This window comes from Chryseobacterium sp. T20 (assembly GCF_047345655.1).
Lineage (GTDB): Bacteria > Bacteroidota > Bacteroidia > Flavobacteriales > Weeksellaceae > Chryseobacterium.
This window is the reverse complement of the sequence record NZ_JBLFDU010000003.1, coordinates 489,883-503,848: the sequence shown is the minus strand read 5'-3', so window position 1 is coordinate 503,848 and position 13,966 is coordinate 489,883. Positions and strand designations below refer to the sequence as shown.

11 protein-coding genes are annotated in these 13,966 nt (G+C 38.2%); all 11 read left to right on the top strand.

From position 1 onward, the window contains the following. The first annotated feature begins 1 nt into the window (after position 1). Positions 2 to 3,160: an efflux RND transporter permease subunit gene (locus tag ACMA47_RS10715; protein ID WP_413929781.1), complete on the top strand. Its 3,159-nt coding sequence runs from the start codon at positions 2 to 4 to the stop codon at positions 3,158 to 3,160. After that, positions 3,147 to 4,562 (top strand): efflux transporter outer membrane subunit, encoded by a 1,416-nt coding sequence (locus ACMA47_RS10710; RefSeq protein ID WP_413929780.1) that lies wholly within the window; start codon positions 3,147 to 3,149, stop codon positions 4,560 to 4,562. Before ACMA47_RS10715 ends, ACMA47_RS10710 begins: the two co-directional genes overlap by 14 nt. 257 nt (positions 4,563 to 4,819) lie before the next feature. After that, positions 4,820 to 5,398, top strand: a complete 579-nt coding sequence (locus ACMA47_RS10705) for a DUF4840 domain-containing protein (protein WP_413929779.1) — start codon at positions 4,820 to 4,822, stop codon at positions 5,396 to 5,398. 103 nt (positions 5,399 to 5,501) lie between these two features. Beyond that, positions 5,502 to 6,068 carry an RNA polymerase sigma factor gene (locus ACMA47_RS10700; protein WP_413929778.1) on the top strand — a complete coding sequence of 189 codons (567 nt, stop codon included), beginning with the start codon at positions 5,502 to 5,504 and terminating at the stop codon, positions 6,066 to 6,068. Continuing rightward, the gene (locus tag ACMA47_RS10695; protein WP_413929777.1) at positions 6,061 to 7,458 is read left to right on the top strand and encodes an outer membrane beta-barrel protein; all 1,398 of its coding nucleotides are present in this window, start codon (positions 6,061 to 6,063) and stop codon (positions 7,456 to 7,458) included. Before ACMA47_RS10700 ends, ACMA47_RS10695 begins: the two co-directional genes overlap by 8 nt. 42 nt (positions 7,459 to 7,500) lie before the next feature. After that, positions 7,501 to 8,463: a T9SS type A sorting domain-containing protein gene (locus ACMA47_RS10690; protein WP_413929776.1), complete on the top strand. Its 963-nt coding sequence runs from the start codon at positions 7,501 to 7,503 to the stop codon at positions 8,461 to 8,463. 468 nt (positions 8,464 to 8,931) lie between these two features. Continuing rightward, positions 8,932 to 9,321, top strand: a complete 390-nt coding sequence (locus ACMA47_RS10685; protein WP_413929775.1) for a hypothetical protein — start codon at positions 8,932 to 8,934, stop codon at positions 9,319 to 9,321. Positions 9,322 to 9,420: 99 nt separating this feature from the next. Then, the gene (locus tag ACMA47_RS10680; RefSeq protein WP_413929774.1) at positions 9,421 to 10,305 is read left to right on the top strand and encodes a DUF3347 domain-containing protein; all 885 of its coding nucleotides are present in this window, start codon (positions 9,421 to 9,423) and stop codon (positions 10,303 to 10,305) included. 30 nt (positions 10,306 to 10,335) lie between these two features. Next, positions 10,336 to 10,977 (top strand): DUF3347 domain-containing protein, encoded by a 642-nt coding sequence (locus ACMA47_RS10675; RefSeq protein WP_413929773.1) that lies wholly within the window; start codon positions 10,336 to 10,338, stop codon positions 10,975 to 10,977. 2 nt (positions 10,978 to 10,979) lie between these two features. After that, a complete protein-coding gene (locus tag ACMA47_RS10670) occupies positions 10,980 to 11,441 on the top strand; it encodes a heme-binding domain-containing protein (RefSeq protein WP_413929772.1) in 462 nt (153 codons plus the stop codon). A 10-nt stretch (positions 11,442 to 11,451) separates the two neighbouring features. Then, positions 11,452 to 13,746 carry a multicopper oxidase family protein gene (locus tag ACMA47_RS10665; protein ID WP_413929771.1) on the top strand — a complete coding sequence of 765 codons (2,295 nt, stop codon included), beginning with the start codon at positions 11,452 to 11,454 and terminating at the stop codon, positions 13,744 to 13,746. Positions 13,747 to 13,966: the final 220 nt, after the last annotated feature.

Below are 13,966 nucleotides of genomic sequence, written 5' to 3'. Positions count from 1 at the left end.
AATGTTAAAAAAGATAATAGACCGTCCGGTATTGGCGACGGTAATATCCCTTATCATCGTCATTTTAGGGATTATAGGATTAAACCAGCTGGCGGTGACCAGATTTCCGGATATTTCTCCACCTACGATTACTGTTTCAGGATCGTATCCCGGAGGAAATAGTGAAACGGTGATCCGTTCTGTGGTAACGCCGCTGGAAGAACAGATCAATGGGGTGGAGGACATGGAATACATGAAATCCACCGCAAGTAATGATGGTACATTTTCCATCTCCATTATATTCAAACAGGGAGTGAATGCCGATCAAGCTGCGGTAAATGTGCAAAACAGGGTACAGCAGGCCACTCCGATCCTTCCGCAAGAAGTAGTGAGAATGGGATTGACCACCTCCAAGCAGCAGAACAGTATGGTGTTGATTTTCAATATTTATACTGAAGATAATAAACAGTATGATGAAACTTTCCTTCAGAACTATGCGAATATCAACCTTATTCCGCAGGTAAAAAGAGTAAAAGGAGTAGGGCAGGCCATGGTATTCGGATTGAAAGATTATTCCATGAGAATATGGCTGAACCCTCAGAAAATGTCTTCTTACGGACTTGAACCGGCAGATGTTTCCAGAGCCATTGCAGACCACAGTTTGGAGTCTGCGCCGGGTAAGCTGGGAGAAGAATCGGATGCTGCTTTAGAATATGTTATCAGATATAAAGGAAAAAAGAACAAGCCTGAACAATATGAAAATATTATCGTTAAAAATACAGGAAGCCAGGTCATCAGGTTAAAAGATGTAGCCCGTGTAGAATTCGGAGCGATTTCAAATACCGGAGATAACCTTTCCAATGGGAAAAATGCGGTTACGGTAGCCATTATGCAGACCACTGGATCTAATGCCAATCAAATTGAAATTGGAGTAAACAAAGCCCTTGATCAATTATCAAAATCATTCCCTCCGGGTATCAAATATACGAAGGTAATGAGTACCAAAGAAAGATTGGATGAAGCTACAGGACAGGTGAAATCAACATTGATAGAAGCATTTATTCTTGTATTTATCGTGGTATTTATCTTCTTGCAGGATTTCAGATCTACGATTATTCCGGCAGTAGCCGTTCCGGTAGCGATTATCGGTACCTTCTTCTTCCTTCTGGTTTTAGGATTTACGATCAACGTCTTGACCCTTTTTGCCCTTGTACTGGCCATCGGGATTGTAGTAGATGATGCCATTGTAGTGGTGGAAGCTGTTCACAGTAATATGGAAGGGACAGATCTTTCAGGAAGAGAAGCTACTCATAAAGCAATGAGTGAGATTACAGGAGCGGTTATTTCCATTACATTGGTGATGTCGGCAGTATTTATCCCCATCGGATTTATGTCCGGTTCTGCAGGATTATTCTATAAGCAGTTTGCCTATACATTAGCCATTGCGATCATTATTTCAGCGGTTAACGCCTTGACTTTAACTCCGGCTTTGTGTGCCGTGTTTTTGAAAAACAATCACTCAGGAGAAGGTAAAAAACCAAAAGGATTCGGGCAAAGATTTGCGGTAGCATTCAATGCTGGATTCAATAATATGACCAATCGTTATGCAAAAGGAGTACGCTTTTTAATAGGAAGAAAATGGATTGCAGGAGGATTAATCGTAGCCGTTATCGGGGTTGCAGGCTGGCTGATGTCAAGCACACCTAAGAGTTTTGTGCCGATGGAAGATGATGGATTCTTTATGTACACGTTAAGTATGCCTCCTGGGACAGCATTGACCAAAACGACAGAAGTTTCCAACAAGATCAATGAAATCTTAAAAGGAGTAGAAGCAGTGCAGGAAAATACTTCCATTACCGGATATAACCTTCTTAGTAACAGTGCAGGACCCGCTTATGCAATGGGATTTGTTAAGCTGAAACCTAAGAAAGAAAGAGGTGAGATTCAGGACATTCAGGAAGTGGTAGATATGGCGAATGCAAAACTGGGAGTGATCAAAGAAGGAAGTGTGATGACCTTCAGAATGCCTCCGGTAGAAGGATACGGAATGACGAATGATGCCGAAATTGTCCTTCAGGACCGTATGGGAAGAGATCCTCAGGTTCTTAAAGCCAAAGCAGATGAATTGATCGGCCAGCTGATGCAGGTTCCGGAAGTGGCATTTGCCTACACCATGTTCAGGGCAGATTACCCTCAGATGGAGCTTGAAGTGAATGAAGATAAAGCAAAACAACTGGGAGTAAGCATTTCAAACCTGTTGGGAACGGTTCAGACCTATTTCTCAGGAGATCAGTCTCAGAATTTCTCAAGATTCGGGAAGTTCTATAGGGTGAATATTAAAGCGGACGGAGTTTTCAGAATGGATGAGCAGGCGTTTAACGATATTTTCGTAAAGAATGAAAAAGGAGATATGGTTCCGGTAAATACACTGATCACTTTGAAAAAAGTCTACGGTCCGGAATCCGTTCAACGTTACAACCTTTACAACTCGTTAAATATCAACGTATCTCCAAAACCTGGAGTAAGTAATGGAGAGTTAATGGGCAAGCTGGAACAGACTTTAAGCAAATTACCATCTGACTACAGCTACGAATGGACCGGATTGAGTCTGGAAGAGAAATCAGCAGGTAACCAGACGATTGCCATCTTTGGACTGTGTTTACTTTTTGTATATCTGTTGCTGGCAGCTCAATATGAAAGTTATATTCTTCCTCTGGCCGTAATGCTTTCTATCCCAACGGGAATTGTAGGAGCGTTCTTAGGAATAAAGGCAATCGGGCTGGATAATAATATCTATGTACAGGTAGGATTGATTATGCTTATCGGGCTTCTGGCCAAAAATGCGATCCTTATTGTAGAATTTGCCATACAAAGGCGAAAAGCAGGTCTTTCCATTCTGGATTCTGCACTGGAAGGAGCAAAGGCAAGATTACGTCCGATTATCATGACTTCATTAGCCTTTATTGTCGGAATGATTCCGCTGATGATTTCTACAGGAGGAATGGCTTCAGGAAACAAATCCATCAGTACAAGTGCTGCCATGGGAATGTTGAGCGGAGTGGTTTTAGGAGTTTTTGTAATTCCTGTACTCTACATGTTCTTTCAGTATCTGGATGAGAAATTCTCTACCAAAAAGAAGTATACTACAACAGAAAATCAATTGACAAATGAGCATATTTAATATAAAGAATTTCCTTATTTCAGGCGCAATGGCATCACTACTGATGTCTTGTGCTGTAGGGAAAAAATATACAAGAACAGATCTTCAGATTCCCGAAACCTATAAAGAATCTGTACAGGTAACAGGAGATACGGTAGTACTGCCATGGAAGACTTTCTTCAAAGATCCCAAATTGATCGGTTTAATAGATAAAGCCCTTTCAAGAAATAATGAAGTGAATATCGCTTTGAAAAATATAGAACAGCTGGATCTGATTTATAAACAAGCTAAGCTGGGGCTGATGCCAACATTAGATCTTACAGCAGGTGCCAACAGAAGCTGGGCTTCCACTAATACGCTTAACGGCTCTCTGAATGAACAGTTTGTGGGTACAAAATATATGGATGATTTCAGTGCTGCCCTGAGACTTTCATGGGAAGTAGACATTTGGGGAAAAGCGAAAATGCAGAAAGAATCTGCAGCTGCAGAATATTTTGGACAAAAAGAAAATTTAAATGCCATCAAAAGCAGAATTGTTGTTCAGGTTGCTCAGGCGTATTATAATCTGATCAGCCTTGATGAACAGCTGAAAATAGCCGAACAGAATATTGAGCTGAGCAACAATACACTTAAAATGATGAATCTTCAGTTTACAGCAGGGCAGATTAATTCATTAGCCGTTCAGCAGTCAGAGGCGCAGAAGAAAACCGCTGAGTTGCTTATTCCTTTGGCGAAACAGAATATTTCTGTTCAGGAAAATGCATTGAGTATTCTTTGCGGAGAATATCCAACAGGAATAGAAAGAGAAGGAAATCTGAAAACAATGATTCCTGAAAATAAACTGTCAGAAGGATTACCAGCGCAACTGCTGAGCCGAAGACCAGATCTGAAGATGGCAGAGTTTAACGTTATCAGTTTAAATTCCAAAACCGGATTAGCAAAAGCCGCTATGTATCCAAGTATTAGTCTGAGCCCGCAGATAGGAGTAAATTCCAATAAATTCAGCTCATGGTTTGATATTCCCGGATCTATTACCAAAGCAATTGCTGCCAATCTTGCTGCCCCTATTTTTCAGAAAAAACAGTTGAAAACAGCTTATGATACTGCTTTAATTGAACAGGAAAAAGCGGCCATCAATTTTAAACAGTCGGTAATGACTGCGGTGGGAGAAGTTTCCGATGCTATGGCGAAATCTAAAGGTTCTTCAGAAAGATTACAGCTTTTAGAACAGAGAACAGCTATTCTGGACAAAGGAATCAATGATGCACTGAAGCTGTATAAAAGTGGGATGGCGACCTATCTGGAAGTTATCACTGCACAGAATAATAAGCTTCAGAATGATCTGGAAGCCATCAATGTGACCCTTGAAAAATTAAATGCTGAGGTAGATCTTTACAGAGCACTTGGCGGTGGAGTACAATAAAATACAATTGGTAAATAATGAAAAGGAAGCTATGTCATGTAGTTTCCTTTTTGCTGTTTTATAAAAGATAAATAGGGCTTCATTTTGATAACAGGTACGGAATTTGCAATGAGATGATGAAATTTTATATTCACAAAATCAATTGGTTATAATTTTTTTTTATTCTTTTTTTAGAAAAGGATGCAAGATTTTCAGAAAACAGGATTTATATAGATGAGTACTCGAAAATAATTAATGTTTAACGAAAATGTAATGCAATGAAAAAATTGACAGTACCCCGATTTTTTATAACAGTTTTAATGGTTTTAGTAGGATTTACCCTATACTCATGTAATGATAATGAAGGACCGGATATTCCACCTGTAAAAATAGAAAACTTACCAGGTAACTATAAAGGAAAACTGATTATTGTACAGGGAAATATCAAAAGAGAAGGTGTAAAAGAGTTCAAAGTAAAGAAAGACACGATCTCATTTGCAGAATTTCCAATAAGTGATATTGTAAAGACTGTGGTAAAAGATCCTGTAAAAGCAGAAAAAGCCATACAAGCACTGGGAAAAGTGAAATATGACGTTAAATATGCTGCAGTAATCAATACAGCGAATAATGTGATAGAGCTTACTTTGACCCCGAAAACAATGGAACTTCAGATTCCTGTAGACGGTGTGAATAAAAAGACAGTGGTAGAATTCGTTTCTAAGCAGAAAGGATATTATGTAGGGTTGGATCAAACGCTTAGATATGCTCTCACAGCAGAAAAAATTACAGTAGATGGTACATTGGTTACTCCTTATGAGGTGATTGATTATAATTTTCCATTCTGTATAAAAAATTAATTAATAGATATTATCATCAATGGATTGCGCCTTATTAAAAAGATGCAATCTATTTTTGCTTGACAGTTTAACATCCCAGCGGATACGGAGGCAGCAGCATTATATGGAAGAAAGTAAAGAACAGATTTTGGTAAAGCACCTTCTGAAAAAGGAGGAAGCTGCCTGGAAAGAGCTTTTTGGAGCTTATTCCAGAAATCTGTCCTATGTGTGCTCCCGTTATCTGGCAGAAAAAGAAGATGTTCATGATGTACTCCAAAACAGTTTTATTAAAATGTTCCGTTCGATAGAATCTTTTGAGTACAGAGGAAATGGTTCTTTAAAAGCCTGGATGACCCGTATCACAGTCAATGAATCCTTGAAGCATATCAAGCAGAAAGGAGATTTTAAATCTGCTGTAGAAGTAGATGATCTTCCCGATATTCCTAATGAAGAAGAACCGGATTTTGAGGAGATTCCCCGTGAAGATATTATGATGATGATCAGAGCACTTCCTGATGGATACAGAACTGTTTTTAATCTGTATGTGTTTGAGAAAAAAAGTCATAAAGAAATTGCAGTACTGCTGGGGATTGCAGAAAATTCTTCTGCGTCACAGTTTCACAGGGCAAAAGGAATGCTTGCTCAGAAAATAAAAGAATTTAAAATGTCAAAAAAAGCACAATATGAATAACGAATGGCTAAATAATCTGCGAAGCAGAATGGATGACCATGAAGAGGACGTTCCGGAAGGGTTGTGGGATGACATTAAAGATGAATTATTTTCTGGAGAAGAAAATAACAGCATTCCCGGATTTATTCCTGAGATTCATGAAGGGGGAGCAAAGAAAGAAAAGGGAACAAATGCAGGAAACAGATCCATATTTTATCGCGTTGGAGGGATTGCAGCGGCCATTGCATTATTGTTTTTGCTGACCAGAATACTGCCCCAGAATGATACCGGAAAAACTCTGTCTCAGAAACCGGCAGATGGGAAAGGAGAAAAGGAAAAAAATTATGTAGAAACTACAGAAAATGAGAATGTTTCAGGCAGTGAAGTAAAATCAAAAACAGATGATTTTTTAGCTGAAAATATATTGAACACCGGTGCTTCGGAGAAAACGTTGACACAAAGATATGCTGATAATGGAGCGGAAAATCAGGCTGGAAACAATCAGAAGATCCAGGATGTCTTCAAGCTTCCGACAGCATCGGAGTCTTTTCAGCAGGAAAGTAAGATCGCTCAGAAAACATCAGTTATTGATGATACCGTGAAAGAAACTGTAAAAGAACAGACTTCTGATGAGGTTCTTTTTAATCAGGAAAAAGTAAAGGAAGTCTATGCTGAAAATACACAGCGTAAAGCCACAAAATCCAGAGATAAAAAATCATGGATGTTAGGTATGCTTACAGGAAATATGGGTTCCAATTCTGCAGAACAGCAGTTTCCGGGTTATGCTTCAATCACTGGAAAAGCGATGAATGTAGAGCAGGTATGGGCTACGGCCGAATATCATGATGATCCTCTGACGGCTATATTACTGGCCAATCAAAGTCAGCCGGTAGAAGCGAGAATCAGACATAAAGTACCGGTGACATTCGGGCTTTCCGTTTACCATAATTTGGGGAAAAGATGGGGAATAGGAACAGGGCTGAATTATACCAAGCTGTCTTCTGAGCTGCATTCCGGAAGTGACAATAATTATATTAAAGGAGATCAGACAGTTCATTATATAGGAATTCCTGTTCAAGTTAATTATAATGTCATTCAAAAAGGGAAATTCACAGGATATATTACAGCTGGAGCGCTGGTAGAAAAACCAATAGCAGGCAATATTACAACAACTTATGTTGTAGATGATCAAATTAAGGAGTCCTCAAAAGAACGTGTGGAGCCTAAACCTTTGCAGTTTTCTGTCAATACAGCTGTAGGACTTCAGTTGAAGCTTATTGATAAAGTTGGAATTTATGCAGAACCGGGAATAGGATACCATTTTAAAGAAGAAAATGCTCCCAATACCATTTATAAAGAAAAACCTCTTCAGTTTAATATGAAATTCGGAATAAGAGTACTGCTGGATTAAGGCAGACCATTTTTACAACACCAAACTTAATAATCTATATATATGAAAACAAAACTAATTTTTTTAGTGGTGGTACTATTCAGCATTCTGAATATTAAAGCACAATGTACACCCACAATTACCAGTGCAAGACTTGGACAAAAGTATCCGGGAACGATTTTATTCTGTAATACTGAAGATGAGGTTCTTTCCACGACACAGACGTACACAACGTATCAGTGGTACAAACAGGAATGGACCTGGCAGACCCCTAATAATAATCCATGGGTAGCTATTCCGGGAGCAACATCTCAGCAGCTAACCATTAGTGGGAACGATCAGTTGAATTATTTTAAAGTAGTGGTTTCTGAGGGCGACTGTACAGCAGAAAGTCCTACAGCATTTGCAGATGGCTTTGTATATGGACTGCCGGCAATGATGACTACTTATACACCGGGCACCTATGAAGAAAATATGGGAACAGTGAAGGTCTGCAACGGAGCTTCAGTACAGTTTGACAATATATTTCCTCTGGTATATGGCAAACACACGTGGTTTAAATGCGTACCCGGAAGTAATCCCCCGGTAGCAGGAGATCCTTGTATTATTGCAGGTGTAGTAGGTGATACCTACGTTGCAACCAGCTCAGGGAAATACGGATTTTATGCCTGTACGGAATACTGTCCGGATCAATGTGAGATGTTAGACCCGTTTGCATTTGTTGAGGTGACTTTCGGGGATTGGGAATTCTGCAGCAATCTGGGAACAGGAGAAACAAAAATAAAAGATAATAATCTGAAAATTTATCCTAATCCTACGGCACAGCACCTTTATATTGGGAAAGAATCGGATAAAGTTTATAAGGAAGTTATCATCATTGATATGTCCGGAAAACTTGTCCTGAAGAAAGCAGATCACAGATATAACCAGGCGATTGATGTAAGCAGTCTGGTACCAGGAAATTATATCATTGTGTCTAAAAGCACAGATGGAACAGAATATAAAAATAGATTTATAAAGAAATAATAGGATTATACAATCTGAAGATGTTTAAAAATTGATTGTGGGAAGGAAGAATGGATGTCAGAGGAGAGATGTTCCTTGTATTGAAGAAGAACTGAAGTGATTTATTTTAATACTTTACGCTCATAGATACATTTTCATCCTTGTTAATCTAATGACGGTCATAATTACCCCCAAAAGGAGCCCTCTCTTTCCGGCATCCGGCTTCCTGACTCACACTTATTTTTTTCAGTATTCAGACCAATAATCTTTTTCGTTAGTTTTTAATAATGGTTGAGTCGGTACAAATTTTTTTGTACCGGTTTTTTTATTCTATGATGAGATAAATTCTTTTGTTGCAAGCTTTCCCTGAGGAATTTTCTTTTCAGAAAAACATTGATTTTTTTGTAAATAATATCAAGCTGCAGAAAAATTCACAAAAATTATTTCATAAAAAAAGATATAAATGATAAATATTGTAACTTTGTTTGGTTGAAAACTTATAACAAACATATCGGCCACATTCTTGTCCTTTGTCTGGTGCTTTTCTTAGTACCGAACTTAGGCTTTGCGTGTACCAAGAAAGATATAAAAAAGGATGAAACCTTAGGTTATAAGTGTCAGACCAGCAGTTTATCAGATAAATTCTGCTGTAAACCCGGTTTTTGTAAAAAAGATAAAAACCATAATGACTGTAACGGCAAATGCAAACACAATTCCTGCCGATGCGGAACAGTGATCTCATTAACAGGGCTTCCTGTTATGGCCGATCTGAAAATCAAAAATCATTTCAGAGAAGAAACGAAACTTAAATTCAGTTTCAGTCAAACCTATTATTCTTCAGGGTTTTCTTCTATCTGGCAACCTCCCAAAATAGGATAATTAACTGGCCGTACAGCCAGAAATAGGTCTTGTCGGAAGCAAACTGTTGTTTTCGGACAATCTGTTGTATTCCAATTATCAATTTTTAAAAATCAAAAAATGAAATCATTATCAAAAATATTGATGGTAATCACTGCATTACTATCATACACCATAGGCTTTGCACAGATAAAAAATGCAAAGACAGAGACGGTAAAAATATATGGCAATTGTGATATGTGTAAAACCAATATCGAAAAAGCCGGGAATCTAAAGAATATTTCATCCGTAGTATGGAATGAAGATACCAAAATGGCTACCCTGAATTATGATGCCCAAAAAACAAATCAGGAAGAAATACTGAAACGTATTGCTTTAGCCGGTTATGACAGTGAAAAATTCTTAGCTTCGGACGATGCTTACAATAAATTAGCAGGCTGCTGCCAGTACAAAAGAGAATTAAAACCTGCCAGCATGAATAAAGATCAGGAGATGAATATGAATAATGAACACGCCAATCATGATCACAGCAAAATGACTCAGGCTAACACTTCTGAAAATAAAAACGAATCTCAGCTTAAAGCGGTTTTTGACAATTATTTTTCTTTAAAAGATGCTCTCGTAAACACTGATGCTGGGACTTCATCGGCAAAGGCTGCCTCTTTGGTAAAAGCCATTCAGAATGTTGAAATGGGAAAACTTTCCAATGAAGAACATACTGTTTGGATGAAAGTTTTAAAAGACCTGACAGCACAGGCAGAAAAGATAGCAACTACTAAAGACATTGAAAAACAGAGAGGCACTTTTGCACTTCTGTCTGAAAATATCTATGCTCTTACCAAAGTTTCAAAACAGAGCGAAACGTTGTATTACCAGCATTGTCCAATGTTTAATAATGGAAAAGGAGCAAACTGGCTTAGCAAAGAAGAGGCTATCAAAAATCCGTTTTACGGGTCCAAAATGCTTACCTGTGGCAGTGTTCAGGAAACGATTAGCAATAAGTAATAAAATTTTTAATAAGTAAGTATCAATACAATGAAACATATAATAGTATCAATCATCATATTAACAGCCGTAATTTCCTGCAAACAATCCCCAAACAAAAACACTGAGCTAAAAGCACAGGACAGTACATCTATATCTGAAACAAAGACAGCACCATTACAGGATTCTGTTGTTTCTGCTGAACCGGTAAGCACTCCGGATCAGAAACCTGAACCGGTTAAAACAGAGGCTCAAACCCAAAACTTTAGCATTGAACCTATTGTTAAAGATTATTTAGCCCTTAAAAATGCACTTGTTGCAGACAATGACAAGGGAGCTGCCAATGCAGGAAAAAAATTACTGGCGACCATCAAGAATGTGGATGTGAAAAGTATTCCTTCCAGTAAACAAAAAGAGTATCAAGAAATAGCAGACAACGCAAAGGAAAATGCAGAACACATCGGTGATAATGCAGGAAAAATTGATCATCAGCGTGAGCATCTGGCTTCTTTAAGTAAAGATGTTTCGGATCTTATCACATTATTTGGCAGTTCTCAAAAACTGTATCAGGATCATTGCCCAATGTATAATGATGGTAAAGGAGCAGTATGGATCAGTGAAACCAAAGACATCAAAAATCCTTATTATGGAAATCAGATGTTAAGCTGTGGTTCTGTGAAAAAACAGTTCTGAGAATGAAACAAATACTGAAAAGAGTTTTGGTATTTGTTCTGTTTCTTTTTATTGCAATACAATTGTACCAGCCCGCCTTTAATATAGACAAAGGCAAGGCTGTTACAAAAGATTTTACAAGAGTATATAAAATGCCGGCTGAAGTACAAACTCTGTTTCGGAATTCCTGCTATGACTGTCATAGTAACAATACCGATTATGTTTGGTACGACTATATACAGCCTGCAAGAGCACTTGTAGAAAACCATATTAAAGATGCAAAAAAAGACCTGAATTTCAGTGAATGGGAAACCTATTCCAACCGGAAGCAGGAAAGATTGTTGAATTCAATAAAAGAACAGATTATAAACAGACAAATGCCATTGTCGTCTTACACTCTAATGCATAGAAAAGCAAAACTGAGTGATGACGAAATTAAAACAATGACCGAATGGTTAAAAGAGCAGAGCAAAGTTTATGAATAAAAATAATACAATGAATATACCTCAGAATATCACCATAAGATTACTTCAGGCAGTTTTGATTTTCTTCTGCTGGCAAAGTGTTTTAGCACAGAAAGTAGTACGATATGAGCTATATGTAAAAGATACCCTGGTCAGCTATGCCGGAAAAGAAAAAAGAGCCATCGCCGTTAACGGACAGATACCAATGCCTACTCTTACTTTTACAGAAGGAGATACCGCAGAAATTGTGGTGCATAATCAGCTGAAAGAAAGTACATCACTGCATTGGCATGGAGTGTTTTTGCCCAATAAAGAAGATGGGGTGCCATGGCTGACCCAAAAGCCTATAAAGCCTGGCGCTACCTATACCTATCGTTTCCCGATTATTCAACACGGAACACACTGGTATCATTCCCATTCCGGGCTTCAGGAACAGATTGGGATGTATGGAAGCTTCGTCATGAAAAAAAGAGAGGATGACAAAACCTTCAGAAAAGGAATTGATGACCTGCCGACTGTCCCAATTATTCTAAGTGAATGGACGAATCTGAATCCTGATAATATCAACAGAATGCTGCATAACGCAAATGACTGGGCAGCGATTAAGAAAAATGCCACACAGTCTTACGTGGAAGCCATTAAGGAAGGTCACTTTAAAACAAAACTGACCAATGAGTGGAAACGCATGCTGGCCATGGATGTAAGTGATGTGTATTATGATAAAGTACTAATCAATGGAAATAACAGTACAGATTTAAGAACTGTAGATGGCAAACAACTCAAAGCAGGAGATAAAGTACGGTTAAGGATCTCAAACGGAGGAGCTTCTTCCTACTTCTGGTTACGCTATGCAGGAGGTAAAATTACCGTTGTGGCCAATGACGGTAACGATGTGGAACCGGTAGAAGTAGACCGACTCATTATTGCTGTTTCAGAAACTTATGATATCGTAGTAACCATTCCTCAGGATGGCGTTTCCTATGAATTTTTAGCCACTACAGAAGACAGAACCCAGTCTGCAAGTTACTTCGTAGGTAATGGAATCAAACAGCTTATTTCTCCTCTTCCCAAACTTAAATATTTTGAAGGAATGAAAATGATGAATGACATGATGAAAATGAACGGAGATCTTAATGATATGGGTATGAAAATGAGCCTTAACCAAATGGATATGAACGTGGTGATGTACCCTGAGATCACAGGTGATGGCAAGAAGAAGCAGGATCACAGCCAGCACAATATGAATGCTGATAAAGGAATGGATAAGGAAATGAACATGGATAGCAACAGGTATAATGCCAATGCTTTAGGCAATATTAAAACCCTGAATTATGCCATGCTGCAATCTCCTCATAATACAGAACTTCCTAAAGATGCTCCGGTAAAGGAATTAAAATTTACCCTCACCGGAAATATGAACCGCTATGTGTGGAGCATGGATAATAAAATCTTATCTGAAACCGATAAAATCCCTGTAAAAAAAGGAGAAATATTACGGATCACTATCTATAATAATTCCATGATGAGGCATCCGATGCATTTACACGGTTTTGATTTCAGAGTGATTAATGGCAAAGGAGAAAAGTCTCCCCTTAAAAATGTACTGGATGTGATGCCAATGGAAACCGATACAATTGAATTTCAGGCTAATGAAGAAGGAGACTGGTTCTTCCACTGCCATATTCTTTATCATATGATGGCAGGAATGAACAGGGTTTTTGCGGTGGATGATTATAAAAATCCGTATTTACCAGACAAAAAAGAAGCCTATAACATGCTTCAGAAAGAAAGCAATATGCCTCATTTTATGATTCAGAATGACTTTGCAACCAATGGAAATGACGGGGATGCAATGCTTCAGAATGCAAGATGGAACCTCTCTACAGAATGGCGTTTAGGTTATAATGATATGCACGGATATGAAGTGGAAACGCATTTGGGAAGATACATCGGGAAGATGCAGTGGTTCATGCCGTTTGTAGGATTCGACTTCCGTTATAGAAAAATGGGAATAGATGAGCAGGAGAAAAATATCTTTGGACAAAAGAATGAAAAAGATACCCGAAGAGCGGTCAGCTTAGGTTTCGTGTATACTCTTCCGATGCTTGTGAACTTTCAGGCAGAAGTATATCATGACGGTATTGTTCGTTTACAGTTGATGAGAGAAGATATTCCAATCTCAAAACGATTGAGAGGAGGCTTTATGGTCAATACCGACAAAGAATACATGACCGAATTAAAGTATATTCTTAATAAAAATGTAAGCATTCGTGCCCACTATGACAGTGATATGGGATGGGGAGCTGGAATTTCTTTAGCTTATTAAATGATAGGGAATAAGAAAGATTAATAATTACTCAATTACAGGAAGCAGCTATTTAATAGCTGCTTCTTTCTTTTATATCTATGGGACGAATATGCCTTAGCGGTATGTTTTGCTTTCCACATGACTTTTTTCATACAGACAAAAATAGAGTAGCTCAATGCTTTTATATTTATATCTGAATGTTAGCTTGTTATGATTTTAAAGAAAATTTATCAATCAA